Here is a 25,498-nt window from a genome sequence, read left to right on the forward strand (position 1 = left end):
CATCACGGCATACTACTAAAAAGATGCGGGTGGATCCCCGGCACTCGTGCTCCCAATCGGAAGACCAAGCAACTCTTCCGCGCTGCTGAGCAGAATCTGCCGGGAAACGACGGAAGACACTTGCATGGCCCGCTGCCGGCACAACTGCGCCTTGATTTGCCGTGCCGCCTTCACGTCTGGACGATCTTCGCCCGAGAGCGCGAGCAGGTCGATCACATGCATGGCGAGTTGAATTTCGCCTTGTGCCTGTAGCCGCCTGGCTTCGTCGAGGATGTGCGTGGAATCGAGAAGCGCAGACAGTACTGCGTTGGCGGCATCCGCCGGCCTGGCCGGATGCAGGTTGGCCGGATTGCGGTCCCACCAGCCGTTCTCCGTACGCCAGATCGCACGCACGATGTAGTCCGGTGAACCGAATATCGGCCGCATGAATTGATGATCGAAAAAAGATTCCGGATACACCATGTCATGCAGAATTTCGCGTTCATTCATCCCGGCGTTCATCCGCTTGACCACTTCCTGTCGGAGATAGCGTAGTGCCCGCACCGGCACGAGGAAGGCGTCTTCAATGTCCTTCGGATCATTGATCGGCGCGCCAGATTCACGCAATACGCAGAGTGGGGCCAGCGCATGGAGGCGCTCGAGTGTAGTGGCCCAACGCATGGGGTCCCGCAGGGTCCGCAGCGGCATGCCAACGTTCGGGATTCCGCGGCTCATCGAAAGTCCGCTGTACAGGAATCGCTGGGCGGGCAACCAGACGGCGAGCGCGTCGTCCGTTTCGGATGGAGCGCTCAGCAGTTCAACGGTGCGATCCGCGCCGTCGATCACCAGTTTGCTGCCAAAGGTCTGGTCGGGCATCGGACAGTCATCCGCGGTGTACGGCTGCGTCGCCTCTCCGTTTTCCCGGTTATTGATCCACGCCTGCAGCGGTGCAGCCTGGAGTTGGCGCTGATAGCTTGCTGGCACGCCCTCGTGGGAAATCGTGGTCGGCCGTGGCTCGCCGCGCAAAGCGGCGTGCTTCAGCCACTGCGGCACGCCCCGGTTGTAGCCGGCGTGGCCATGACTATAGACAATAGCCAGCACGGGTGCCGGGGTCAGCTCGCGTAACCGCGCAATCATTGCCTCGGTGGCGCAGCCACCGGGTCCGGCATCGACGATGATCACGCCGCGCGCGGTTTCAATGGCAAGTGTGTTGCGCTGTCCACCAAGGGTATGAACCCCCGGCACGATGTTCTCGAGCAGTTCGCCGGTCGCAGGCATTCCCAGGCCAGCATCTGGCTTAACCTGCTTGTCGATCGCCTTGCTTATATTGGATTGCATGTTTTGATCCCCTGCTGTCGAATTCTGACTACTTCCACTCATTTCCACTCGTATGAGTCGACGCGGGCGAGGTCGTCAGCCCCCGCCGGCAACCCTAGCAACTCGTCTGCGGCGCTCAAATAGAGGTTGTGCGATACGGCAGCGGTAACCGTGCCGGCTCTCTCCTTGCAGAGTTGCGCCTTCAGCGCCCTTGCCTCGTTCGCGAGCGTGTCCCGCGCGTCCCCTTCGGTAAGCAGGTCGATCACATGCAGCGCAAGCTGGATTTCACCGGCAGCCTGCAGCTCTCGAGCACGCGCGAGTACTTTTTCCGGGTGGGCCAGCGCGCGCCGCACGGCTGCGGCGACCTGCGCCGGCGGGGCCGGGTGCAGGTCTGTCGGATTGCGATTCCACCATCCATTCTCCGAGCGCCAGATGTCGTGCATGAGGTACTCTGCGCACCCGTAGGCCGGCTTCATGAATTTGCTGCCAAACAACTCGTCTGGCAGCGGAACGTCATGAATAATGTCGTTTTCCTCCATGCCCTGATTCATCCGTCCGAGCACTTCGTCGCGCAGATATCGCATGGCGCGTGCGGGAACGCTCAGCGCTTCGTGGATGTCGGCGCAGTCGGTCACCGGCTTGCCAAACTGCGGGATCAACACCTGCGGGCGCAGTTCGGCAAGCCGGTCGAGGGTTTGCGCCCAACGCATGGGGTCGCGAAAGATCCGGTAGGGCGAACCCGCATTCGGGCATGTCTTGATGAAGGCGTTCGCGGCAAACAGCGTGTGGACATCTGGAATCCATACTGCGGTGCCATCATCGGTTTCGGAGGGGACGTGCATCAGGATGACCTCGCGCTCGCTCCCGTGCACCACCAGCCGTTCGCGATAGGTCAGCGTGGGCATCTGGAACCAGTGTGCCGGCGGGTCGGCGGGATAGCCGCTGCGGAACTGCCGGACGTTCGTATATGCCTGGAGCCCTGCTGTTTCGCGGTATCTGCGGTACCGCGCAGGCACGTTCTCTTGTGCAATAAGAATTGGCGCGGGATGGCCGCGCCTCGCCGCATCGTCCTGCCAGTAGCACACGCCGTTGTTGTAGCCCATATGGCCGTGGCTGTAGACCAGATAAGCAACCGGCTTGACGAGGCTGCCCCTGAGCTCCTGAATCATGGCCTCGGTAATCTCGTCCCCAGGGCCCGCATCGACGAGGAGCAGGGTGTCGCCAAGATCGACGACCAGTGAATTACCCTGGCCTCCCAGCGTATAGACGCCATCGGAATGGCGCACTAGTGTTTCCTTGGTCAGAAGGATGTCGCGAGCATTCATGATAAATCTCCCAATGGGCAGCGGAATTCCAGCGTCTGGTTCACCAAGGCGAAGCGATGTTGTATGTCGAACTTTGACGCATTGGGAACAACGGTGGCATCAGCGGTCGTCAAAAGGGCCCAGCATGCGCTCAACGTATTGGGGTTCCAGCGGGACCTCAAGGAACCGGGCAATTTCAACAATCTGTCCATACAGCATCCATTGCCCGTGATGCACCAGACAGCCGTGCTCGCGCGCCGTCTTTAGTAACGACGTATCTTCATCCCGGACCACCGCCTCGCACACCAGCGTGCCAGCGCTCAGCAGTTCAGCCTGTACCGGGATCGCATCGCCGTCGTGCAAGCCGAGGGCAGTGGCATTGACTACGATATCGAAGTCAGCAGGATTGTTGTCTCCGCTGCGAATCGATACGTCAGGCAGTGCCTTTTTCAATTGCGCAACCAGTTCCGCCGCCTTGCTGGCCGAACGGTTATGGATGACGAGTTCGGCCGGCCGCTCGCGGGCAATTGCGTAGGCCATGGATTTGCCGGCGCCGCCCGCGCCGACTTGCAGAACACGTTTTCCACTGATCGTGTGCCCGCGTTCGCGCAAGCCGGCGACGAAGCCGTCGCCGTCGAAATTTGCGCCGACCCAATGCCCCTTTGTCCGGTCAAAGCGCATCGCATTGACGGAGCCCACCAGCCGGGCGGTGTCGGTCAACTCGCCGCATGCGGCGACCACGGCTTCCTTGTGCGGGATGGTGACCACCAGTCCAAGCAGATTGTGCGGTGCTTCCGCGCCGGCCAGAAACGCCGGCAACTGCGCGGCATCCACATGGAGCGGCACACATACCGCATTCAAGCCTTGCCTTGCCACAGCGGCGTTGAAGAGCTGGGGAGTACGCACGTGTGCGATCGGCGAGGCGATGATGCCGACAAGCTGGGTATTGCCATCTATCTGCATAGCGACGTTCTGGAAGAAGTTGAGCGGGGCGTAGGGCGGGCGAGGTCCGGGGACGGTGACGGCTTCCCTGGAGCCGGAGCCTGGCCGCCGCCTGAATCGGTGGCCAGGTTCATTGTCAGAGCCCAGCCATGCACGTGTACTTGATGGTCAGGTAATCCTCGATGCCGTAATGCGATCCCTCCCGGCCCACGCCGGATTGCTTGATGCCGCCGAACGGCGCAACCTCATTGGATATCAGACCGGTATTGACGCCGACCATGCCGTATTCGAGCCGCTCCGAGACGCGCCACACGCGGCCGAGATCGCGCGAATAAAAATAGCTCGCGAGGCCGAACTCAGTATCGTTTGCCATTGCGACCACTTCGTCCTCGGTCTCGAAGCGGAAGAGGGGCGCCAGCGGACCGAACGTTTCCTCGCGCGCCACCAGCATGCCGGGTTTCACGTCAGCCAGAACGGTGGGCTCGAAGAACGATTGCCCGAGCGCGTGGCGCTGGCCGCCGCAAAGTACCCGCGCGCCCTTGGCGAGTGCGTCCGCGATATGTTCCTCAACCTTGACGACCGCTTTTGCGTCGATCAACGGACCGACACGGACGCCGTCTTCGTTGCCGTCACCTACCTTGAGCGCGCTGACGGCGGCGACCAGCTTCTGCGCAAAGACGTCGTAAACACGGGTGTGCACATAAAGGCGGTTGGCACAAACGCAGGTCTGGCCGGCATTGCGGTATTTCGACACAATCGCGCCTTCGACTGCGGCATCGAGATCCGCATCGTCGAACACGATAAACGGCGCATTGCCGCCCAGTTCCATCGATACCTTCTTGATGGTGGAGGCGGTCTGCATCATCAGGGTGCGTCCGACTTCCGTCGAGCCGGTGAAGGTGAGCTTGCGTACCAGCGGGTTGCTGCTGAGTTCACCGCCGATGGCGGCAGCCGACCCGGTTACCACAGACAATACGCCGGCGGGAATGCCGGCGCGTTCGGCCAGCGCCACCAGCGCGAGGGCTGTCAACGGGGTTTGCGAAGCGGGCTTGAGTACCATGGTGCAGCCGGCCGCCAGCGCCGGGCCGGCCTTGCGGGTGATCATGGCCGCGGGAAAATTCCATGGGGTGATCGCAGCACATACGCCCACCGGCTCCTTGGTCACGACAATGCGCTGATTGCTGAGCGGTGCGGGAATGGTCTCGCCGTAGACGCGCTTGCCTTCCTCGGCGAACCATTCGATGAACGACGCCGCGTAAGCGATTTCGCCACGCGCTTCCGCGAGAGGCTTGCCCTGTTCAGCTGTCATGATGCAGGCAAGGTCGTTCTGGTGGCTGAGTAGCAGTTCGAACCATTTGCGCAACAACACCGAGCGCTCCTTGGCCGTGCGGGAGCGCCAGCCGGGCAGCGCACGGTTGGCGGCCTCGATGGCATGGCGCGTCTCGCTGGCGCCGAGCGCCGGCACCCGGCCGACGTGTTCGCCGGTGGCGGGATTGGTGACGTCGATGTAACGATCGCCATCGATCCAGCGGCCATCGATATAGCACTGCTGACGCAGAAGGGACGGGTCCTGAAGTTTGATCATGGTGTGCTTCCGATGCAGCGGGGGAAAGGGTTGTGATCTGGGTTTGACGGCAAGCATGGGGACGTCGGCGGCTTCAGTCGCGCTTGTCTCAAGGTTTGCCGTCGGATCGATCAATGCGTCATGCCATCAACCGGCGATGTATAGGCCGCCATTGACATGCAGCACTTCTCCGGTCACGAAGCTGGCGGCATCGCTGCATAGGAAGCCGATCGCCGTGGCGATTTCGCGTGGGTGGCCGAGGCGCTTCAGCGGCGTCTGCTCGACTGAATCGGCGCCACGTTTCAGGATCAGACCCGCGGTCATCGGTGTCTCGATGATGCCGGGGGACACCGCATTCACGCGCGTGCGTGGACCGAGTTCCCTGGCCAGGCTGCGGGTGAAACTGAGCAGGCCACCTTTGGACGCTGAGTAGTGCGCATTGGAGTAAGCGCCTCGATGCGCGGCCACCGAGGTGAGGTTGACAATGGCGCTGTTCTCGCGCAACGCCGGTATTGCGCGGCGCACGAGGTAGAACACGCCGTCGAGATTGACGGAGAGCGTCTGCCTCCACTGCGAGTCGGTCATCTCGCCGACCGGCTGGTCCTGGTAGAGGCCAGCGGACGGTACAAGGAAATCGATGCCGCCGAAGCGTCCCTGCGCCAGTGCGACGGCGCGCGCGCAATCATCCGGGCTGGCTGCGTCCATGCTGAGTGTGACGATGCGCGCGCCGTCCGGGTCCAGTTCGCGGGCAAAGGCCGTCAGACCCGTTGCGTCGAGGTCCACAAGCACCAGGTTCGCGCCATGCGCGAAAAAAAGCCGGGCCGTCTCGCGGCCAATGCCGCCATTCGCGCCCGTAAGAAGCAGCGTGCGTTGCTCGAAGTTGTACATGATCGTTTCCATGGAGGTCAGTGCGGGTGCGCTCTGCGAATCCCTCAGATATGCAGTGCACGCCCGTAGGCCGCGAGCACCGCTTCGTGCATGGCCTCGGACATCGTCGGGTGCGGCAGGACGGCCGCAATCAGATCGGCTTCGGTGGTTTCCAGCGCTTGCGCGATGGCATAGCCCTGAATCATCTCCGTGACTTCCTCTCCCACCATATGCGCACCGAGCAGCTCGCCGTTGCCCGCGTCGAACACCACTTTGACCAGCCCCGCAGTCGCTCCCATGGCAATAGCTTTGCCGTTGCCCACAAAGGGAAACTTGCCGACCTTGACTTGATGCCCGCGTGCCCTGGCTTGTGCTTCGGTAAGTCCCACGCTGGCTACCTGCGGATGGCTGTAGGTGCAGGCAGGGATGCGCTCCGGATCGAGTGCGTGCGGTTGCAGTCCGGCGATATGCTCCACGCAGATGACGCCCTCGTGACTGGCCTTGTGCGCCAGCCACGGCGGGCCGGCCACGTCGCCGATCGCGTAGACGCCGGGCTCGCCGGTATAGCCGAATTTGTCGGTCACGATGTGCGTCTTCTCGACCTTGACCGCGCTATGTTCCAGGCCCAGATTCTCTACATTGCCGACGATTCCGGCTGCCACCAGCACCACATCGACCTCGACGCTCGTGCTGGCCGTCTGGTCGCCCTGCAGGTCAATCGCCCAACCTGATGCCGTGCGCTGCGCGCGCTCGATATGAGTAGCCGTATGCATCACGATGCCTTCCTGGCCGAGGCTGCTGGCGACGTGCGCGGCGATCTCGGCGTCTTCCGCAGGGAGGATGCGCTCGGCCATCTCGACGATCGTCACGGCTACGCCAATCGCGTGATAGAAGCTCGCGAACTCGACGCCGATCGCACCGGCGCCAACGATCAGCATCCGTTTGGGCGTCATCGGGGGTGTCAGCGCTTCGCGGTAGGTCCAAACTGTCTCGCCATCGGCGGGAAGCATCGGCAACTGGCGTGCGCGTGCTCCCGTTGCCAACAGGATGTGGGTGGCCGAAACGGTGTTCACTTCGTCGTTCAAACCGGTGATTTCCAGTGCGCGCTTGCCGGCAAGGCGGCCATGACCTTCAAATACGGTCACGCCGTTCTTCTTCATCAGGTGAGCGACGCCTTTGTTCAGTTGCGCAGCCACCGCTCGCGAGCGGGCGACCATCGCTGGCAGGTCGGCGCCAGGTGCTGACGTTCGTACACCGAAGGATGCCGCGTGCTTCACCATCCTGAGCACGTCGGCCGAACGCAGCAGCGCCTTGGTCGGAATGCAGCCCCAGTTCAGGCAGACCCCGCCCAACTGAGCTTTCTCGACCAGTGCGGTCTTCATGCCGAGCTGGGCCGCACGGATCGCGGCAACATAGCCGCCGGGGCCACCCCCGACAACGATCAGATCAAACGAGGCGTTCATCACTTCCTGCTCCTTAGATCAGCATCGTCAACGGGTTTTCCAGCAGGCGCGTGAAGGCGGCCAGCCATTGCGCCGCGAGCGCGCCGTCGAGTGCGCGATGGTCTGCTGACAACGTGCAGCGCATGACCTGCCCGACGCGGATTTCGCCGCCGTCCACCACCGGCATGGACTGGGTGGCGCCAACAGCGAGGATGGCGGCCTGCGGAGGATTGATGATTGCGGCGAACTCGGCCACACCGAACATGCCGAGGTTGCTGACGCTAAAGCTCCCACCCTGATATTCGTCCGGACGCAATCGTCCGGCGCGCGCACGCGCTGCCAGTTCGGCAATCTCGGCGCTGATGACGGAAAGCGGCTTCTGATCGGCCGCGCGCACGATGGGCGTAATGAGGCCCGCATCGGTCGAAACCGCCACCGCGATATCGGCCTGCGTGTACTGGCGCATCGCGGTGTCCGTCCAGCCGACATTGGCCGCCGGCACCTCGCGCAAGGCGACCGCCACGGCGCGTACGATAAAGTCGTTCACCGACATTTTTCGCGCCGCGCCGGCGTTGATCTCGGTGCGTAGCGCAAGCAACCGCTCCATGCGGCAGTTCGCAGTGAGATAAAAATGGGGGATAGTGGACTTGCTCTCGCTCAGGCGGCGGGCGATCGTGCGGCGCATATTGCTATGCGGGACTTCGACGAACGTCCCGGCGGACTGCACTGGCTGCGCGGCCTCGCGAACCACAGGCAAGGCGGCGGCTTCGCCCGACGCAAGCATGGCCGCAGCCTCCTCGACGTCGCGCTTGACGATCCGGCCTTTGGGGCCGCTGCCAATCAGGCTGGCGAGGTCCAGTTTGCGCTCGCCGGCGAGGCGGCGCGCAAGAGGGCTGGCAAAGACGCGGACCGGCTGTGATGCGAGCGCGCCCGTTGCCGCGTCGTTACCCCCGGACGAACAGACGCTTGTATCGGGAGCGGCGTTTGCCCCAGACGCTTGCGTACCGTTTGCGGCCGCTGCGATCACTACATCCACATCGACCGAAGTTTCGCCATTGATCAACAGTACCCCGATTGGCGCGCCGACCTCGACGCTTTGCCCGGCGGCAATCAGGCAGCGGCCCAGCACACCGGCGCTATCGGCGTTCAGTTCGACGACGGCCTTGTCGGTTTCGATTTCGGCGATGCAGTCGCCCACCGCGATCGTATCGCCCTCATTCTTTGTCCACGCTTGCAGCGTGGCCTGGGTCGCGTTGGCCGCTACCTCGGGCATGCGCAGAAGGATAGGCATGTCAGGCGTTCCTCGGCTGGCAAAGCTCGGGGCGATAGGTCGCGATATCCGCGTACTGGACAATCTCGAGCACATTGCCTTCCGGGTCGCGGCAGAACGACAGGTAGGTGCCGGGCCGCACCTCGACGCGCTGCGCGCCGGTCAGGAAGGTCACGCCAGCGGCGTGAAGCCTGTCGATCACGGCCTGAATGTCGTCCACGATGAAAGTCAGGTAGGTGGCATTGGCCTCACCCAGGATGTACGCTGGCGCGGCTTGCGGCGCCGGTGGTTGCTCCGGCGCAAGCAGCTTGATGCGTTCGCCATTGGAGGTCTGCAGGCGCACGACGGTGTAGCCGGCTTCATGTAAGGCCGCCTGCACAGCCTTGGCGGCAGGCACGGCGATTTCGCTGACGAACGCGAAACCCAGTACCTGCTCGTAGAAACGGCGCATGCGCGGCAGGTCGCGCACCGCAATGCCAACCTCCAGCGGAGCAATCATGTTCAGCGTCATGGGAATTCCTTGAATACGATCAATCGGTTCGATATCTTTCGGGCGCTGCTGCTCAGGCCGCGCCTTTGTCGCGCATGACTTGACGCAGACCCTCGGCCACTTCCTCAGTGCGCGCGGCAGCGGCGCGTTCCAGCACCCTGGAGATACTGGGCGCAGCTTCCGCACCGGTGACGCGCTGCACGGGCTGGTCCAGCCAGTCGAAGTAGCGCCGCTGGATTTCGTCGGCCAGCCAGCCGCCATACGATGTGCCGCGTGCGCCTTGCTCGACGATCAGCACGTTGTTGGTTTTCTTGAGACTCTGTCCGATCGTTTCCCAATCGAGACTGGCCCGGTCGAGCCAGCGCAGGTCGATCACTTCAGCATCGATCCCGGTCTGCTCGACGGCTTCGAGCGCGTGGCCGACCATCGACAGATAGGTGATCACCGTGAGTTCGATGCCGCTGCGGCGTACCGAGGCCTTGCCCACCGGCAGGTGGTAGTCGAAATCATCGACTGGGCCCGTACCCGTGGCGTTGTAAAGGTCGACGTGCTCGATCACGAGCACCGGGTCCTTGCAGGCCAGTGCCGTGTTCATCAAACCCACATAGTCGAACGGTGTCGAAGGGGCCACGATGCGCCAGCCAGGGTTGGTGGCAACAATGCCGGCCGGATCCATCGAATGCTGGGAACCGTAGCCGGTGCCCATGGCCACTTTGGTGCGCAAGACCAGCGGCACATCGCTTTCGCCGCCGAACATGTGGCGGGCCTTGCCGATCTGGTTGAAGATCTGGTCCGCGGCAACCCACATGAAGTCCGGATACATGAACTCGACCACTGGCTTGTAACGGCCATCCAGCGCAAGCCCGCCGCCAAGGCCGACAAATGCGTTCTCGCTGATGGGCGTCCCAAGGACCCGCCCTGGAAAGCTGTCACGCAAGCCACGGGTGGCGCCGTTGGTCCCGCCCTTGAGGCGGTGTACATCCTCGCCCATGACGACGATTGATGGGTCGGTGTCCATGCGGCGGTGCATGACGTCGGCCACCACGTCGATAAATTTGCGCGTGTCCAGCTTGCCGGTGAAGTCAGCCTCTTCCTCGTAGCGCAGGCCCTCGAGCTCACGCAACTCGCTGCGGATGCCAACGTCGCGGAAGTCCGGGCTCGGCCACAGGTCGGGCCGAATACGCTTTTTGCCGGGCCTGGCTGGATCGGCTTCGGTGAGCGCCTCGATGGCTTCGCGCATTCCCTGCTTCACACGCTCGCGCAGCGCGGCAATCTCGTCAGCGCCGATCAGCTTGCGCTCCTGCATGCGACGCGCGATCAGGTCGAGCGGATCGCGGGTGCGCCAATGTTGTTCCTCGTCTTTGCTGCGATAGCCGAAGGCGCTGCCGGGAAACGGCCCGTTCTGATGGAAAAAGCGATAGACGTCTGCCTCGATCACGGTCGGCCCAAGACCGGCGCGCATATGCGCGAGCGCTTCCTGGGTGGCCAGATAGACCGCCAGCGGATCCATGCCGTCTACTTTCCAGCTTGGGATGTTGAACCCCATACCGCGCGCTGACAGGCGCGGCTCCGCCGTGGATTCTTCCACGGTGGTGGAGACGGCGTAGCGGTTGTTTTCGATGAAGAAGCACAGCGGCAGCTTCCACGCGGCAGCCAGGTTCATGGTTTCCAGAACCGAGCCGATATTCACCGCGCCATCACCGAAATAGGTGATGGCCACGTCGTCGGTGCCGGCGTGTCGATGCGACCACGCGGCGCCGGCGGCCATCGGTACGCCGCCACCCACGATCGCATTGGTGCCCAGTGCGCCGGCTTCGGCCCACTGCAGATGCATCGAGCCGCCGCGGCCCTTGCAGAAACCCTGAGCCAGACCGAGGATTTCCGCCAGGGTACGCTGCAGCAGGTTCTGAATGGCCGGCGCAAACGGTGCGTGAGGATCGATGCCGGCAGGCGCGAGATAACCCAATGCCTTGGACAGAAACTGATGATGGCCGCGGTGTGAGCCGTTGATCTGGTCGGTGCCGGTAAGCGGGACGATTGAACCGACCGCGCCGCCCTCCTGGCCGATGCTCGAATGGGCCGGGCCATGCACCAGTCCCTCTGCCGCGAGTTCCAGTACGGCTTCCTCGAAGCCGCGGATCAGGTGCAAATGGCTAAGCATTGTGCCGAGCAGCGCAGGGTCGGCACGCGCCCAGTCATCGTCGGTGGCGCGCAGTTCCACCCATTCGGCGGTGGGGTGCAGGAGGCTACGTTCAGACATGCGGAAATCCTTGAATACCAGTCGAAATCGCGAAGCGGCGTGTTCAGAAACCGTCGGCGGTCCAGCCGCCATCGGATACCAGCGCGTGGCCCGTGATGAACGCGGCCGAGTCGGAGGCGAGGAAAAGCGCCACTTCGGCCATTTCCTCAGGCGTGCCGAAGCGCCGCAGTGGCGTACGCGCGAGCAGCGCGTCGCCGTCGATGGCCTTGCGGGCCAGCAGCGATTCCATTAACGCGGTGCTCGTGTAGCCCGGGCACAGCGCGTTGACGCGGATGTTGTGCTCGGCCCACTCCGCCGCCAGCGACCGGGTGAGCGACACGACGCCGGCCTTGGCGGCACAGTAGGCGAGGCGCCGGGCCGATGAGGCGAGGCCCCACATCGACGCGGTGCTCACGATGGAGCCGCCGCCTTGCCGCACCATGCGACGGGCGGCAGCCTGCGTGCAGTAGAAGACGCCGGACAGGTCGATGTCGATGGCACGGCGCCACTCGTCTGGTGTCAGTTCCAGCGAGGGCTTGTTCATGGAAATTCCGGCATTGTTGAGCAGGATGTCGATGCGCCCGAAGCGGGCTTCGGTGTCGGCACAGGCGGCTTCGACGGCGGCGGGGTCAGTGATCGACGCCGTGACGGTTTCCACTTCGATATGCGGATAGGCAGCTTCCAGCTCCGCCTTGGTGGCCGCGAGGCCGGCCGCATCCAGGTCGAGCAGCGTCAGGCGGGCGCCGTGTCGCGCGAAGCCATGCGCCATCGCACGGCCTATGCCGCTCGCGCCGCCTGTGTTGAGTACGGACTTGCCGGCGAGGCCGGCATAGATGGCTGGCGTAAAAGCTTGTGCCGTCTGCGACGTTTTATACGGGGAGGGGTTCATGCAGCTAACCGGTCCTTCATCAGTTGAGTATTGGATTCGCGTTGCACAGGCTCGCCTTCGTTGCCGTTCGGCCGTGCAGGGCATGAAATACGGATGACTAACATGTTCATAGCGGCGAGCAAGCCAGGATGCTTGTTGAGCACTGAACCGCCGGCGAAATTTTCATAAATTGGATAGACCAAAAATACAATTGGTCAGACAGGTTAACTATAGAGGCACCAGATAGCGCCCGTCAACGCCGATGTGAATCGTTACGGCACGTCGTGAGAAATGTGCCGAAAGCGCGGTGGCACCGCGCGACGTTCCGGCAAAGCCACGCTCACGACAGGTTGATACGATCCGTCACAAACTGGGCGACCAGTTGAGTCACGCGGGATTCATGCTCGTGGATCACCCAGTGGCTGCCGTCGGCGATTCGCTCGATATGCAAATCGGGGATGTACTTTTGCAGGCCATTCAGGCATCCAGTCAGCAGGAAGCGATCTCGCTCTCCCCAGATCACCAGTGTGCGCACGCTCACCGTCATCGCGGCATCATCGAAGATCACGGCTTGTGCACCGGGGTCCTCGCCGCTAGCAGGATGCAGCGGCGAGGCTCGGTAGTATGAAAGCCCGGCCGGGATCGAGCCCGGCTGTGACCACGTGCGCTGGTACTCCTCCTGCGCCGCGGCGTCGAACCAGGGCGGCAGGGCATCGGACTGTCCGCCCTCGGTGAACATCGAGCGCAGATAAGCATGGTTGTTGGCGCTGAGCGCCGCTTCCGCACCATCGCCGATAAAAAAGTTCATGTAGGCACTCGCTGCCTTTTGCGCAGCGTTTTCGGTCAGCTCGCGACGGTACACGGCCGGATGTACGGCGTTGATCATGACGAGGCCGTGCAGTCGCTGCGGATACGCGATGGCAAATGCGCAAGCGATCGCACCGCCCCAGTCGTGACCGATCAGGATGCACTTCTCGTGCCCTAGATGATCGAGTAGCGCGACCAGATCTTTCACCATCTGTCCCGCGCGATACCCGCGCACGTCTTCCGGACCGCTCGATTCATTGATGCCGCGGGTGTCCAGTGCGACTGCATGGTAATACTGACCAAATGACTGGAGCATCCCGCGCCAGGCCAGCCAGCTTTCGGGAAACCCGTGCACAAAGAGCAGAAGCGGACGGTCGGAGGCGCCGCAGCTGGCGAAGTGCGCGGTGTATCCGTTGAGCGTCACATAGTGATGTTCGATTTGGGATGACATGGGTGATTCCTTGTGTGTCGATCTCGGGAAACTCGGCTGACGCATGGCGCCGATACGGCTGGCGCCAACAAATCGCCATCAGTCCTGGCGTGGTGCCAGCGCCAGGACCTTTTCCAGGACTGGTATCAGGCCAGGATCACCCGTGACCTGAATGTCGCCGCTAGCCACGGCTTTGCTCAGGCTTGTCTGATGTAAAGTCAATTGCGACATCGTGCGCACGCTCAGACTCATTTCGATCGCGGCTTCGCCGGGCGCCTCGCTGCGAAACTCGGCGATTCCGGGGCGTAGCAGCAGCCCGCAAGCACCGTGGCCGGGAAAGCGGAATGTCACGCTGGTGCGCACTCCCGCGGCCGCTTGCGGATCGACGCTTAGTTCGAGCAGCTTGACCTGATCTTGCGGAGGCTTCGCCGACAGCGTTTCCACGGTCTGCGCCCCGAAGAACGACTTCGGCGAAATGCGGCGCCAGTCGGTTTTGCCCTCGAGATGCAGCGCTTCGGTGAGCATGAAGTTACGGGTCTGCACGCCGGTACGGGTGGCTTGCGCCATCGCACGCAGGGCATCGGCCTTGAGCTGGCGCGCTGCCGGGTTGTCCGGTTCGGCGCCAAGCAGCAGGCTCATCAGTCTGGCGGCAAGGTTGTATTTGCGTTCATCCATCGCGCGGCGCCCGCGGGCAATGAAGGCGTCGGCACCCCCAAAGCCTTCCACGAGCGCCTCGCCCAGTTCGGCTGGCGCCGGTGGATGCAGGTCGGCCCCGTCTTCGCTATACCAGCCCACCATGCCGCGGTAGATGCCGCGGATGCCGTATTCCCAGTCGATATAACCCGGGTACAGCAGAGGATGGTTGGCGAGATGCTCGGGCAGATGAATGCTGGCAACCATCTCATCGGGTGTCATGCCCTGGTTGATGGCGCGCAGGCTCTGGTTCCAGATGAAGGCATACGCGTCGCGATGAGCGGTGAGGGCCGCCTGTGCCGACGCCTTGTCGGTGTACGGGACGCCATGCACCGGGATCACGTAGGTGTGGTCGAGGGTGCGTAACAGGTCGAGGCTGGCGATCAGTTCGTCCGGTGTACGAAAGAAGTCGCCGCGCAGCGTATAGAGGGGATAGGCCACCGGCCCGAGCGCCGAGTTGGCTACTACCGCGTCCAGTTCGGGGAATTCGATGGCGAGTGAGTCGCGCGTGTCGCCGATGATGTGATGAAAACGGATCTTCACGCCATCGACAGTCACGACTTCCTTGTCGGCCACTGCATGCGTGACCTTCAAGGGGGCCGCGGCGTTCAGATGTGGCTCGTCAAAGGATTTGTCGCCTTCGCCGAGGCGCGCATCGGGACCGTCCGACGGCAGATAGGCGCCAAACTGAATGCCGATGCGGCGCAATTGCATCGGCCCGAGCAGGTCGTTGGTTGTGGCGTCCAGATGTTCCATCAACGGATGGGCGTAGACCGCGACGTCCGCGATCTTCTCGCCGTCGAGCAGGCCGGCACCGCCGCCAATGTAGTGATGGTGCGAATAGATGACTGCCTTGATCGGCTTGTCACTGAAGCCGCGAATCATCTGGCGCAGCTCGCGGCCATGGCCGAACTTGGTGCCCGATTCGATGACGATCAAGCCGGTCGCTCCCTCCACAACGATACAGTTGACGCTGTGGTAGCCCAGGATCACATGGATGCCCGGCCGAACGTTTTCTACGCGTATGCCCTTTCTCGAGTTGGCGGCGTAACGAAGAAAGTCGGCGTTGATGATGGCGCCGTTCGGCGCCGTGGCCTTATTGTCGTCCTGACCGCCACGATAGAACGGTAGCGCCGGGCGTTGCTCCGCGGGAGATGGCGCTAAGGAAGTGAACGCGGCGGGAGAATTCGATGGCTCTTGGGCTTGCATGGGGTCTATCCTCTTTCAAATAGGTGAAGCAGTCGCCGGTTCAATCAGCATGGGCCTGCACATGCTCGCGCGAAACGGACGGCTGGCCGACGACGGCGCGTCGGCGTGCGGCGAGACTGCGCTCATCCTGGCCGGCGCATCAGGCTAAAACTCTGCGCGGTAGGTCCAACCAGGGGCTGCGTGGCCAGGAACATCGCCAGCGGCACGACATCTTCCGGCTCCTTGACCCACTCGCCCGGCGGGAAGGGGGTTGCGCCGAAACCCGTCATGGCGGTCTTCACAGGACCCGGGATCAACTCATTGACACTGATATTGGCGCCTTCGAGTTCCATGGCCAACGTCTGCGTGAGCATCCACAGCGCGAGCTTCGAACTTGTATAAGCTGACCCGCCCGCATAGGGGCGAAATCGGGAACCCGAACCTGTCATCACGATCTTGCCGCCGCCCCGCTTGCGCAAGTGGGCAATGGCGGCGCGCGCAGTGTGAAAGGCACCGAAGAGGTTGACTTCCACGGTCTGTTTCCAGAGTTCTGGATCGCAGGTTTCGATGTTGCCGCGCTGGAGCGCTGCGCCGGCGTTGGCGATGACAATGTCGACGCCGCCGAAGTGGGCCGCGGCCTGGTTGAACATGGTCTCGACGCTCGCGCGATTTGTCACGTCGACTTCACAGGCGATCGCGTCACCGCCGGTCTGCCTGATCGATTGCGCGACGGCCTGGATTTCGTGCGCACTTCGCGCCGCCACGACGACCGATGCACCGGCCGCCGCATAGGCCACAGCAATGGCGCGCCCGATACCGCGTCCGCCGCCTGTCACGACGGCGACCTTGCCGGTGAGCACGCCAGGTTCGCTATCCTGTTTCATGTCGTCAGTCTCTTCATCGGTCTCTTTTGGAACGTCGAATACGCCAGTCCGCTTACGGCCGCAGCGAATCAAACAAGGCAAGGAACGCCGACGCGCCGGTTCTGTCGCCGGTGATGACGACCGCTTGCCGGTCCACCAGCGCCTCTAGCGATTCTGAGCTGAGGAAGAGGGCGGCGAAACATCGCGCGTCGAGCGTAAGAACGAAGTCAGCCTGCCGGTAGTGGCGATCCGGCCGCTCGACGAATTCGGTCACCCCTCGACGCAAATGGAGCGCCACCGATTGCCTCGTGCCATCCGTGAAGTCAAAGCGCATGACCGCATCGGTGTCCTGTGCTTTGACAGGATCGACACGCACGCGCATCTGGTTGACGAACGTCGTGGGATTCGCGGCTATTTGCTGCGGCGTGGGAGGTACCACGCGCGGCAGCGTGATCTTGCCCTCGAGCGCAAGCGCCTGGCTCAGCATGAAACCGCGCGTGATGCTCGCCGTGCAGGCTCGCGCGCTTTCGCGCAACAGGTCGGCCTTGAGCTGGCGGATTTCAGCATCAGCCGGCGTGAGACGGAACGGGTAGTTGAGCAGCTCGAGCGCCCATGCGAGTTCACCCTTGGCGCGCGCCTCGCGCGCCGCGACGAGTATCTTGTCGCGCCCGCCCAGCAGCGGCACCATGCGTTCGGCGATTTGCTGCGGCGGCAGTTTGGCGAGCGTGGCGGCGTCGCCATCCCACCAACCCACCGCGTGGTTCATGATGTAGGGCGCATGCCAGTCCATGCGTCCGTATGACTCGAACAGCCATGGCTCGGCCGCCAGATGACGCGGCAGCCGGATGAAGTCGCGCAACTCTTCAGGGCCCTTGCCCTGCAGGATGCCGCGCAAGGTCTGGTCGAGCACGAGGCTTGTGAAGTCCAGATAGTTGCGCAGCGTGCGCCCGATCTCTTCCCGACCGGCGATGGAGCGGCCGTGCTGATTGATCAGGTACTCAGGTTGCAGCGCGAGGATATGCCGCAGCGCCTCAGACCAGATACGCGGATCGCGGAATTTGGCGCCGCGCGGGGTATAGAAATTCGGCTGCCAGGGCCAGAGGATGTTGTTCAGGGCCACCTTGTGTTCCGGCAGCCACACGGTGGTGCAGTCGTCGGTATCGGAACCGCCTTCGGTGAAGAACTGCAGGCGTATGCCCGCGACTGTCAGTTCCTCGCCGTGCTGCACGGGCGTGTTGACGGGAACGAAGCCGCGCTCCCCCGGTTCGATGAAGAAGCCGTGCTTCGCGTCCTCGCCTTGCTCAGGCAAGAACATCTGCGCATGCTGAACGGCGCGTGCGCGTTGAAGCGGTTCGATCTCCGGGAAGTAGGAGCCGAGCGTGGCCACCTGCATGTTCTCATTGAGCTTTGGATGCCCGATGACTTTTACATCGAGCTCGCCTTCGATGATCGCCGAGGTGCCCAGCGTGTAGTGGGTATGGCTGTAGATAACCGCCTTGATCGGCTTGGTGCTGATGCTGCGGATGAGCTCGCGGTATCGCTTGCCGTGCTCGATGTTCTCACCGGTTTCCCAGACAATCAGCCCGTCGGGCCCCTCGATCACCGCGGCGTTCAACGAAGGGCCCGGCAAGACCCAAACCCCCCCGGTCAGCTGGTAGGGCGTGAAGTCCTGATGTTTGACCAGGCGCGCGTTGTCCAGGATCGCCTCGTTGACGATGGCGCCGTTCCCGGCGCGTACGAGACGCACGGCAGCCGCCCCCAAAGCCGGTTTGGAACCCGCCACCGCGGGCGTGCCGCCATGTCCGGACGAGCCTGCGGCAGGTGAGGAAACTGGATGATCTGACATATATCTGTAGCTCTCTTCAGGCTTCTCGTGTTGAATGAATACGCTCGCGCGCGAAATTCGACTGCTTCCTCGCGCGAAGGGCCGGTCGTCGCACCATTGCTCAAGCCAGCCTGGAGGCCGCGGTGTGCGCCAACCTCAGTCGCGCTCGCTCGGGATGCAGGAAACGCGCACTGGCGACGGCGGCGACAATCAGGAGCGCGGCGCCGATCAGGAAGCCGGTCTCATAGCCATGTGAATTGGTGGTGCCGTGTGCCTGAACGAGGCGGCCCATCACGACGGGCGCGATCGCACCCGCCGAACTGGCGAGAGCCGTATAGATCGACATGATTGAGCCGCGCTGGCTGGCTGGCACCAGCTCGCCGAGGATAGCCGGCGCCAGGGTAAAACAGATCGAGGGAAGGGCATTGCCTAAAGCGAATAGCACGACCTTCGCCATGGGCGGAAGATCAAAGGCCGCCAATGCGACAAGCATCGTGCCACCGGCTACAAAAGCCACACTCATGACATGGACGCGCGACTGCCGGGTCGAGGCTCCCCGCGCCTGCATGCGCTGTGACAGCCAGCTCAGGCCGATCGTATAAGGTGTCGTGAACAGCAGGATCATCGAAAATACCCGGCCGGAGGTGATGCTGTCGAAACCGAGGCCTTTCTCCAGATAGGTGGGCAGCCAGGTCAGCATCAGGCCCGATGTCCAATACGCCGAGAACCCGAGCAGGAAGACCAGCAGGACCGAGGGAGAACCCAGTATCGCGCGGTACGGCAGGCGTGCTACCTGGGCCGCGGCCGGGTCCGTGGCGGGTTTCGCGCGGTGGGCCGGGTCGGTCGGCTCATGCGGTCCGGCCTCTCTCCCAAAGCGCAACCAGAGCAGGCACCAGACAGCACCGAGGACGCTGAGCATAACGAAGTTCATGCGCCAACCCCAATGCCGTGTGACTGGCGGAATGAGCAGGCCCGATACGACGAGGCCAAAGGCCGCGCCCTGCTGTTGCAGTGCGACCGGCAGGCCGCGCTTCTGATCAGGGAACCACTTGAACACTTCGTGCATCGACAGCGGAGATGCCGGACCCTCCGCCGCCCCCAGGATGACACGGCAGACGAGAATGGTCAGCGCGCCGCCGGCAATGGCCAGCGGGAGTTGCAATAGAGACCAGCTGAGCGCCATTGCAAAGAGGATCCACCGCGTGGAAAAGCGGTTGGAAAGAAAACCGACGATCACGCTGGACGTCGAAAAGAGCCAGAAGAAACTGCCGGCAATCAGACCGAATTCTGACGGTGACAACTTGAACTCGGCCATGAGGGGCACCGCTAGCAGGCCCAGTACGACTTTGTCGAGGAAGTTGATGAGCGCGAGGCCCGTCAGCAAGGCGGCAATGAGCCATGCTGTGCGCGGTTGGTAGTCTGAGTAGGCTGTCATTGTGTGTCTCGTTGATCGGGGCTCTCATGCGGTTGTCTGGCGCACGCAATACAGGGCTCGTCCGCGGCTACGTCGCGCGTCGCAGATCCTGGGGCGCGTCACGCTGTGTAATCCGCAGGCGCAGGTCGTCTGGAACGGTGACCAGCTCGCTAGTCGAATTGCGCATCCAGATGCAGATCGCGTGTCCTCGTCCCACGAGTCCCCGACTCCAGGCAGCGAATTCCATCCGGAAACTGGTGTTGCGCATCCATGCAACACGCGCGGTCACGACGACGTGGCTGCCCTGGTCCAGCGAACGCTCGTAAGTAAATCCGACTTCCTTCAGTACGGGGCCGGCACGCTCAACGGAGAAGGCGGGTTCGCCGAGCGACGCGAAATAGGCATTGCGCGCTTCTTCGCACCACGTGAAATAACTACGATGGCTGACGTGTGAAAATGCGTCCAGTTCGCTCCAGCGAACGTCGAATGGCAGTCCGAAACGCCAATCGGATTCAATACCGTGCAACTCGGCCAGATCGGTGTCCAGCGTGTTCATAGCTTCTCCACAAAAGCAACTTCAAAACCGAAACATCTGAATTACCAGACGCCTAACCGCACGTAAAATGACTGGTAAGTCAGAATATATAAGTGGTCTGACAGGTTGGGAGGTTAGTGGAGAGGCGTGACGGTGTCAATGCGGCGCAACCCTGCCGCTCGTCAACTCGAGTCTCTCTTCTGGCCAACCACACGAAGTGTGCTAAATTTGCCTGTAAGACCAATTGAAAAACCGGATAGACATGTCTGCAGAACCACTCAACAAGCGCAACGCGGCGAAGGCAGGAGCGGCTCCGCGAGCGGTGATTGGCCGAATTCCCGTCGGGGCGGCCGACCAGAACGCTCCGCAGCATTTGCCCGACGAGATCGCAAAGCACCTTGCCCAGGCTATCCGCGCAAAGGAATTCATAGCAGGCGATCGGTTGCCTAGCGAAAGGCTGCTGTGCGAGCAGTTTTCTGTCAGCCGCGCGGTCGTGCGTGAAGCGCTGTCCAAATTGAAATCCGAGGGGCTCGTGACGTCGAGAGTGGGCAGCGGCGTCTATGTCAGCGACGGCAGTCAACGCCAGGTTTTCCGCATGCAGGATGTGGAACTCGGACAGAAGGACTCTCTCGCGATGGTGATGGAGTTGCTGATCACCGTCGAGGTGGCCGCGACGCGTTTTGCCGCCTTGCGGCGAACGGCAGACGATCTGAAACGGATTCGCCGCGCACTGATCGGTATGGAGTATGAAATCGCCAGTGATCGCCTCGGAGACGAAGAGGATTTCGCGTTCCATCAGGCGATTGTCGACGCGACCCATAATCCGCATTTTCAGGCACTGAGCGAACATCTCGAGCATGGCGCGCGTCGCCTGATCCGGCAGGCGCGCAGCAACACGAAGACCCGGTATGCGCAGCTGGTCGAGGCGGTGCAGCAGGAGCATAAGCAGATCTTCGAGGCGATCAGCGCGGGTGACGCGGATCGAGCCGGGAGCGCCGCTGAGACACACCTGCGTAATTCGGCAAAGCGCCTCAACATCTATTTGAAAGGTTGACAGTCGGCGCGCCTGTTGTCCACCTCGTTCGCGGCGCGTGGATGCTGGAAATCGCGGGCGCGAAATCGGTAGGCGCGTTCGAAACGTGCCGGGAAGCAGGCTTTTCCGGTCGATCTTCTTGACATCTGTGACACCACTATGCGCCATTGCCAGTCGAGTTACTTCCAAACGAGTGTTTCCGCATGAGTGCGCGCGCCGCGTGCGAAGGGCGCCATCACGTCGAGCGACTTCTGGCAGTATGGATCGACTCGGCGGCGCATTGCCCCCTCTTTTGTAGGGGGGAGGGTGCGATGCGCAGGCGAGTCGCTGACGATCTATATGGGGTCACTGCGCCGGCAACGGTGTACCGGCTTCCGTTGATGAGCGGTCATTAGTTGATCGGCGGTCGTTGCCATGGTGCCGGCGTGGTCTCCGGCGAGGCGATCTGGTTGGATATCCATTTGCCCATCCGGCGCAGCGGCTCGATGGCATCCTGCGGGGCGGCCCACTTGCCTGCGATCGCGTATCCGAGCGACACGATGCGTTGCGCGCCATACAGGGGCAGGCGGTCCTTCAAGTCATCTTTCAGGTTTTCCGGATAGATGCCCACCGTCTGGGTGTAGGCGTCCACTGCATCCATGACTTCGTCGAGCGTGTCGACCGGCACCAGGTTGGCCGTACGGTCATCCAGAAGCGTGGAGAAGGACACCGCCTCAGGGATCTGCGACACGATGATTGCGCCTTCGCCGTCCTTGCCGCCGATGACCTTGTACCACTGGTCATCCAGGCGCAGTGCATCGACATGCTCCTTGAGCCCTTCGTCGTAGCGTTTGGGCGCGGTGGACAGGCTGTTCGGCAAACCCATCAACGCCTCGTAGACATACTGACCAAAGGTGTTGAGTTGCGCGAGATCCGCCTCGTCGGTACCGCTCTGCACGTACACCACGCGCGCGTTGACGCAACCCTTCTGGTTCATCGCGCCGATGTCGCTGGCGAGGCGCAGCGCAGCTTCACGCATGCTCGCCTCGCTGCCGAACGTGTCCTTGCCGATGATGCTCGCGCTGCGTTTCGGATCGAGCGAGATCAGCTCCAGCCCGGGCTGGATGTATTGGGTGACATGCTTGAGCGAGGCGAAACCACCCCAGGCAACGATTTTTTCAATGTTTTGCGGCTGGTACAAGCGCGCTTCGAAAGCCGTGTCGCCGCCTTTCCAGTAGGCGACAGAGAGATGTCGGGTGAGCGGGTGGTCCGGCGCCATGTCGATCATGGTGCGAGCGATGGCCAGCGCCGTGAAGGGATCGTTGGACGGCGCTTTGATAATGGCGTCGCTGCGCAGCACCATGTTGCGGATGATGGTCAGCAACGACAGCCCCGGCGAATTTCCCGCGACGATATGCAAGGCGCGCGAGCCGAAGCAGCGCACCTCGAGTTCGGTGCCGTCGAGCAGGCGCTGCTTGACCCAGCCTTCCAGGTACTTGATGCCAACGGTGGAGTCGACCGCCTCGATGATCGCGTCACGGGCGAGCATGTTGGGCAAGCCCATGTAGCTGTTCCTGACCAGCGAGGGGGTGGTCGGCGCAGTCAGATAGGACAGCTCGCAGGCTTCCTGCAGGTGCCGGTTGGTGGCGACGTCAAGATGCCTGGCCAGCTCGCCGGCATAGTCGAGAATGTCGTCGAAGCTGAGCGTGTAGAGATCTGCCAGTCTGGCGGGATTGCCGAGTGGCAGCTTGTCGATGTACTTGTGCGCGTCCGGGGTCAGGAAGGCGAGGTCGCCGCCGCGGCCGCCTACTTCGATCAGGTTGTCGGTGATGACCTCGCCACGGATGATCATCGGCGCAATCGGATTGGAAATCGGCTTGTTCATGTCATTAGCCTTCGAGAGTATTCAGAAAATCCATCGCTTCGCTGAGTGAGCTTTCCGTGGCGGCACACGTGATCTTGTCATCGCCGCCATTCTTTTCGCTGTAGCGCTGGATGGGACCGGCGATGTAGGCGCTCGGCTGCCCGCAGGCGCAGGGCTCGTCCCATTCGATCGTGATTTCGTCGCCGCTGACGAAGCCGCCCCAACGTGTCTCGGCGCCCAGGTCGAAAAAGGCGGCACGCCCCGTGGCCCGGCCGCTGCGCGGCAGCGGTTTGCCGGTTTTGGGGTCGAGCAGGTACGGAATGGCGGTGGGGTTGAGGTGGAAGTGACCGTGCTCGCAGCGCATGTGCGAGCACGGCACCTCGGACATGGCATATCCCTCGTTGAGACGCCTCGCGCCGGTGAAGCGCAGGATGTCTTCCCGCCAGCCTTCCGGCTGCACCATACCCTTCGCACCGCCGGACGTATTGATGAAGGAGTCGGCGTCGAACACGCTTTCCAGCCCGCGAGCGAGGCCGGCCTTGGCCATGTTGTGCAGGTTGGTCCAGGTGGCTGAAATGTAAACCCGCTTGCCCTGGATCTCGGTCGCCATCCGCTCGAAGAAGGCCGCCAGGTGTCGCGGCATGTCGGCCTGCAAGCGGTCGAAGGTTTCTTTCTTCGCCATCATGTCCGGGCTGATATCGAGCCGGTCAAGCGTGCCCTTGGCGTGGGCGGCGCGGACTTTGGCGCTCAGATGCAGCAGGTCGCTGGAGAGCAGCCCAGGGTAGGCGGCCCGGAAATAGGACTCGCCCTGCAGCAATGTCTTGACGACATGGTCGTTGATGCGCAGGTGACTCATGAAGCCGGAGCGGAAGTAAGGGTAGGCCACGTGAAGTTCGGGCTGCGGCGTGTCCGGGCCATCCATGTTCCATACGAACAGGCGCCGCACGCTCAGGACCTTTTCCCATTCGCGCGTGCCGTGCGGCAGGAACGACAGCGTGCCGGAGGTGCCCGAGGTGTGGCTAAGCGTGAGCTGTGGGACTGCTTCGTCCATTTTTCCGAACCACTCGTCCAGCCCTTGGCAGCCGCTGACATCGACCGCAGCAATGGCGTCGGCGAGTTCGGGCGTGACCAGCTTGCCGAGCCATTGGTTGATCTGCGTGAAGTTGCGCTTTTCCAGCAGCGACGGCGGATAGGACTTGTAGACGGTATGCTTGAATAACAGCGGCGCCACATCGTCGACATGCTCGATGCGTTCCACGCCTTCAGCATCGGCGAGCTTCTTTAGCATTGGAATCCGGTCGCGCAATGCGGCGAAGCGCTGCTTCAGGGCAGCAAGCTGTAGCGCCTCGACTTCGGCGCGTGGCAGATGGTTCCACTTATGGAGCGAGTAATTCGCGAGAGCTGCCGGTTCATTCAGCAGCAGACGGGTTTTGTCCTCGAGAGACTTGTCCGCAAGAGTCATGATCAGGTTTCGCAATTGAATGATGAAGGATCCGGCGGCGAGCGCCGATGCGACAGACGGAACAATGTTGCTGTTGACGCGGCGACGGTGTTGGCGCTGAACCAGTATAAGAGGATGAAATGCGAATTCATCTCCGCATTCCGAGGGCGCGTGGGACGACGCCAATGGATTGAATTAAAAGAAAAATAACGGATTCGCGCCGGTCATGAGAGTCGCTGGCTCTGTATTTCATGACGCTGCCGGCGCCGCGTCCGGAAGTGTTCGTCGAGAAGCTGCCACGCCAATTGCCTGCGAAGTGAGCGCCCGATTTCGGGTACTCTTTTAGCTGTTCGGCCGGCCTAAGGCTGAATGAAGTAGTGGGTGACTTTCACTTTTCCCAGCGTAGTTCAGACGCGCACGGGCCCATCGACTGGCACTTCACCGAAAAGAGAGAGACGGATGACCAGGCCATCCCCGGGAAAGACGGCAAACGACGTAGTGCATATCGAAGTGCTGGCGAAGCCGCGCAAGCGCCCGCGTCAGACGCGCTCGATCGTGCTGGTTGACGCGCTCAAGAAAACGGGCCGGGACATTCTGGAGAAAGAAGGGCGTGATGCGGTGTCGCTTTACCGGCTCTCCGAATGCGCAGGCGTAGCAGTCAGTTCCATCTACGAATACTTCCCAACCATAGAGTCGTTGATTGGCGCGATTTTCGAAGACTACCGCGCCGAATGCCGTCGCCTGCTGCTCGAGGACATTCAAGCGCTGCCGCTCTCCGCCACGCTGTTCGATGGCATCTTGTTGGCACTCCGAAGCGGCATTGCCGCGCTGCATAAATGGTCGCAGATCGATCCGGATTTCAACGTCAAATCTGCCTACTATGACGAATTGGTGCGGCTCGATCTCGTCAAGCCGGAACATTTTTGGTCATCCGGAGCGATGCCAGCCCTGTTTGCTCGGTTTCCAGATGAGATTCTGGTGCACGATCGCGAAAAAGCGCAATTTCTTGTCAACGAGGTGCTGTTGGCATCGCTTCGAGTGATTGCGCTCAAGAAGCCCGCATACCTGGGGGAGGCGGATACGTCACTGCTGCTCGCCCGCATGTTGCATGCGTTATTGACGACGGCCGAATGATTCAACCGAT

At 62.3% G+C, this 25,498-nt stretch carries 20 protein-coding genes; 2 read left to right on the top strand and 18 right to left on the bottom strand.

Annotation, left to right across the window (positions count from 1 at the left end; genetic code table 11):
• Nucleotides 1-15: 15 nt before the first annotated feature.
• The 16 genes from PQR53_RS09865 to PQR53_RS09940 form a co-directional block, all read right to left on the bottom strand.
• Nucleotides 16-1,359 (bottom strand): alkyl sulfatase dimerization domain-containing protein, encoded by a 1,344-nt coding sequence (locus PQR53_RS09865; protein WP_408398070.1) that lies wholly within the window; start codon nucleotides 1,357-1,359, stop codon nucleotides 16-18.
• Nucleotides 1,356-2,621, bottom strand: a complete 1,266-nt coding sequence (locus PQR53_RS09870) for an alkyl sulfatase dimerization domain-containing protein (protein WP_408452703.1) — start codon at nucleotides 2,619-2,621, stop codon at nucleotides 1,356-1,358. Before PQR53_RS09870 ends, PQR53_RS09865 begins: the two co-directional genes overlap by 4 nt.
• 99 nt (nucleotides 2,622-2,720) lie before the next feature.
• On the bottom strand, nucleotides 2,721-3,563 hold the full coding sequence (locus tag PQR53_RS09875) for a shikimate dehydrogenase family protein (RefSeq protein WP_408452704.1): 843 nt from the start codon (nucleotides 3,561-3,563) through the stop codon (nucleotides 2,721-2,723).
• A gap of 115 nt (nucleotides 3,564-3,678) precedes the next feature.
• On the bottom strand, nucleotides 3,679-5,127 hold the full coding sequence (gene gabD, locus PQR53_RS09880; RefSeq protein ID WP_408452706.1) for an NADP-dependent succinate-semialdehyde dehydrogenase: 1,449 nt from the start codon (nucleotides 5,125-5,127) through the stop codon (nucleotides 3,679-3,681).
• Nucleotides 5,128-5,253: 126 nt separating this feature from the next.
• Nucleotides 5,254-6,006 carry an SDR family NAD(P)-dependent oxidoreductase gene (locus PQR53_RS09885; protein WP_408452708.1) on the bottom strand — a complete coding sequence of 251 codons (753 nt, stop codon included), beginning with the start codon at nucleotides 6,004-6,006 and terminating at the stop codon, nucleotides 5,254-5,256.
• A gap of 32 nt (nucleotides 6,007-6,038) precedes the next feature.
• Entirely contained in the window at nucleotides 6,039-7,436 is a 1,398-nt protein-coding gene (lpdA, locus tag PQR53_RS09890; protein ID WP_408226312.1) for a dihydrolipoyl dehydrogenase, read from the bottom strand.
• A gap of 13 nt (nucleotides 7,437-7,449) precedes the next feature.
• Nucleotides 7,450-8,706 (bottom strand): pyruvate dehydrogenase complex dihydrolipoamide acetyltransferase, encoded by a 1,257-nt coding sequence (locus PQR53_RS09895; protein WP_408226315.1) that lies wholly within the window; start codon nucleotides 8,704-8,706, stop codon nucleotides 7,450-7,452.
• A gap of 1 nt (nucleotide 8,707) precedes the next feature.
• Nucleotides 8,708-9,196: a VOC family protein gene (locus PQR53_RS09900; RefSeq protein ID WP_408226318.1), complete on the bottom strand. Its 489-nt coding sequence runs from the start codon at nucleotides 9,194-9,196 to the stop codon at nucleotides 8,708-8,710.
• A gap of 52 nt (nucleotides 9,197-9,248) precedes the next feature.
• Nucleotides 9,249-11,435: an alpha-ketoacid dehydrogenase subunit alpha/beta gene (locus PQR53_RS09905; protein WP_408226321.1), complete on the bottom strand. Its 2,187-nt coding sequence runs from the start codon at nucleotides 11,433-11,435 to the stop codon at nucleotides 9,249-9,251.
• Nucleotides 11,436-11,478: 43 nt separating this feature from the next.
• Complete coding sequence (locus PQR53_RS09910; protein WP_408226324.1) at nucleotides 11,479-12,303, bottom strand: SDR family NAD(P)-dependent oxidoreductase; 825 nt, start codon at nucleotides 12,301-12,303, stop codon at nucleotides 11,479-11,481.
• A 319-nt stretch (nucleotides 12,304-12,622) separates the two neighbouring features.
• A complete protein-coding gene (locus PQR53_RS09915) occupies nucleotides 12,623-13,540 on the bottom strand; it encodes an alpha/beta fold hydrolase (protein WP_408452710.1) in 918 nt (305 codons plus the stop codon).
• A gap of 78 nt (nucleotides 13,541-13,618) precedes the next feature.
• The gene (locus tag PQR53_RS09920; RefSeq protein ID WP_408452711.1) at nucleotides 13,619-15,421 is read right to left on the bottom strand and encodes an alkyl sulfatase dimerization domain-containing protein; all 1,803 of its coding nucleotides are present in this window, start codon (nucleotides 15,419-15,421) and stop codon (nucleotides 13,619-13,621) included.
• A gap of 122 nt (nucleotides 15,422-15,543) precedes the next feature.
• A complete protein-coding gene (locus tag PQR53_RS09925) occupies nucleotides 15,544-16,260 on the bottom strand; it encodes an SDR family oxidoreductase (protein ID WP_408269019.1) in 717 nt (238 codons plus the stop codon).
• Between the two features lie 76 nt (nucleotides 16,261-16,336).
• Nucleotides 16,337-18,109, bottom strand: a complete 1,773-nt coding sequence (locus PQR53_RS09930) for an alkyl sulfatase dimerization domain-containing protein (protein WP_408452714.1) — start codon at nucleotides 18,107-18,109, stop codon at nucleotides 16,337-16,339.
• A gap of 100 nt (nucleotides 18,110-18,209) precedes the next feature.
• Nucleotides 18,210-19,523: an MFS transporter gene (locus tag PQR53_RS09935; RefSeq protein WP_408226339.1), complete on the bottom strand. Its 1,314-nt coding sequence runs from the start codon at nucleotides 19,521-19,523 to the stop codon at nucleotides 18,210-18,212.
• Nucleotides 19,524-19,590: 67 nt separating this feature from the next.
• Nucleotides 19,591-20,058 (bottom strand): acyl-CoA thioesterase, encoded by a 468-nt coding sequence (locus tag PQR53_RS09940; RefSeq protein ID WP_408226342.1) that lies wholly within the window; start codon nucleotides 20,056-20,058, stop codon nucleotides 19,591-19,593.
• A gap of 223 nt (nucleotides 20,059-20,281) precedes the next feature.
• Between PQR53_RS09940 and PQR53_RS09945 the strand changes: the two genes are divergently transcribed.
• The gene (locus PQR53_RS09945) at nucleotides 20,282-21,091 is read left to right on the top strand and encodes a FadR/GntR family transcriptional regulator (RefSeq protein ID WP_408397970.1); all 810 of its coding nucleotides are present in this window, start codon (nucleotides 20,282-20,284) and stop codon (nucleotides 21,089-21,091) included.
• Nucleotides 21,092-21,461: 370 nt separating this feature from the next.
• Here the strand turns inward: PQR53_RS09945 and PQR53_RS09950 are convergent, their stop codons facing one another.
• Both PQR53_RS09950 and PQR53_RS09955 read right to left on the bottom strand, forming a co-directional pair.
• Nucleotides 21,462-22,934: an acyl-CoA reductase gene (locus PQR53_RS09950; RefSeq protein WP_408406210.1), complete on the bottom strand. Its 1,473-nt coding sequence runs from the start codon at nucleotides 22,932-22,934 to the stop codon at nucleotides 21,462-21,464.
• 4 nt (nucleotides 22,935-22,938) lie between these two features.
• Complete coding sequence (locus PQR53_RS09955) at nucleotides 22,939-24,375, bottom strand: hypothetical protein (RefSeq protein ID WP_408226351.1); 1,437 nt, start codon at nucleotides 24,373-24,375, stop codon at nucleotides 22,939-22,941.
• 477 nt (nucleotides 24,376-24,852) lie between these two features.
• Here PQR53_RS09955 and PQR53_RS09960 point away from each other — a divergent pair, with 477 nt between their 5' ends.
• Nucleotides 24,853-25,488: a TetR/AcrR family transcriptional regulator gene (locus PQR53_RS09960; protein WP_408397974.1), complete on the top strand. Its 636-nt coding sequence runs from the start codon at nucleotides 24,853-24,855 to the stop codon at nucleotides 25,486-25,488.
• The last annotated feature ends 10 nt before the right edge of the window (nucleotides 25,489-25,498 follow it).

The organism is Paraburkholderia fungorum (genome assembly GCF_046027605.1).
Classification (GTDB): domain Bacteria; phylum Pseudomonadota; class Gammaproteobacteria; order Burkholderiales; family Burkholderiaceae; genus Paraburkholderia; species Paraburkholderia fungorum_F.

Excerpts from the sequence above, each read along its gene's own strand:
- PQR53_RS09865 (WP_408398070.1), bottom strand. The coding sequence starts at position 1,359 with ATGAGTGGAAGTAGTCAGAATTCGACAGCAGGGGATCAAAACATGCAA.
- PQR53_RS09935 (WP_408226339.1), bottom strand. The coding sequence starts at position 19,523 with ATGACAGCCTACTCAGACTACCAACCGCGCACAGCATGGCTCATTGCC.
- PQR53_RS09920 (WP_408452711.1), bottom strand. The coding sequence starts at position 15,421 with ATGCAAGCCCAAGAGCCATCGAATTCTCCCGCCGCGTTCACTTCCTTA.
- PQR53_RS09915 (WP_408452710.1), bottom strand. The coding sequence starts at position 13,540 with ATGTCATCCCAAATCGAACATCACTATGTGACGCTCAACGGATACACC.
- PQR53_RS09885 (WP_408452708.1), bottom strand. The coding sequence starts at position 6,006 with ATGGAAACGATCATGTACAACTTCGAGCAACGCACGCTGCTTCTTACG.
- PQR53_RS09875 (WP_408452704.1), bottom strand. The coding sequence starts at position 3,563 with ATGCAGATAGATGGCAATACCCAGCTTGTCGGCATCATCGCCTCGCCG.
- PQR53_RS09950 (WP_408406210.1), bottom strand. The coding sequence starts at position 22,934 with ATGAACAAGCCGATTTCCAATCCGATTGCGCCGATGATCATCCGTGGC.
- PQR53_RS09930 (WP_408452714.1), bottom strand. The coding sequence starts at position 18,109 with ATGTCAGATCATCCAGTTTCCTCACCTGCCGCAGGCTCGTCCGGACAT.
- PQR53_RS09910 (WP_408226324.1), bottom strand. The coding sequence starts at position 12,303 with ATGAACCCCTCCCCGTATAAAACGTCGCAGACGGCACAAGCTTTTACG.
- PQR53_RS09900 (WP_408226318.1), bottom strand. The coding sequence starts at position 9,196 with ATGACGCTGAACATGATTGCTCCGCTGGAGGTTGGCATTGCGGTGCGC.
- PQR53_RS09870 (WP_408452703.1), bottom strand. The coding sequence starts at position 2,621 with ATGAATGCTCGCGACATCCTTCTGACCAAGGAAACACTAGTGCGCCAT.
- lpdA (WP_408226312.1), bottom strand. The coding sequence starts at position 7,436 with ATGAACGCCTCGTTTGATCTGATCGTTGTCGGGGGTGGCCCCGGCGGC.
- PQR53_RS09905 (WP_408226321.1), bottom strand. The coding sequence starts at position 11,435 with ATGTCTGAACGTAGCCTCCTGCACCCCACCGCCGAATGGGTGGAACTG.
- PQR53_RS09895 (WP_408226315.1), bottom strand. The coding sequence starts at position 8,706 with ATGCCTATCCTTCTGCGCATGCCCGAGGTAGCGGCCAACGCGACCCAG.
- PQR53_RS09955 (WP_408226351.1), bottom strand. The coding sequence starts at position 24,375 with ATGACTCTTGCGGACAAGTCTCTCGAGGACAAAACCCGTCTGCTGCTG.
- PQR53_RS09940 (WP_408226342.1), bottom strand. The coding sequence starts at position 20,058 with ATGAACACGCTGGACACCGATCTGGCCGAGTTGCACGGTATTGAATCC.
- gabD (WP_408452706.1), bottom strand. The coding sequence starts at position 5,127 with ATGATCAAACTTCAGGACCCGTCCCTTCTGCGTCAGCAGTGCTATATC.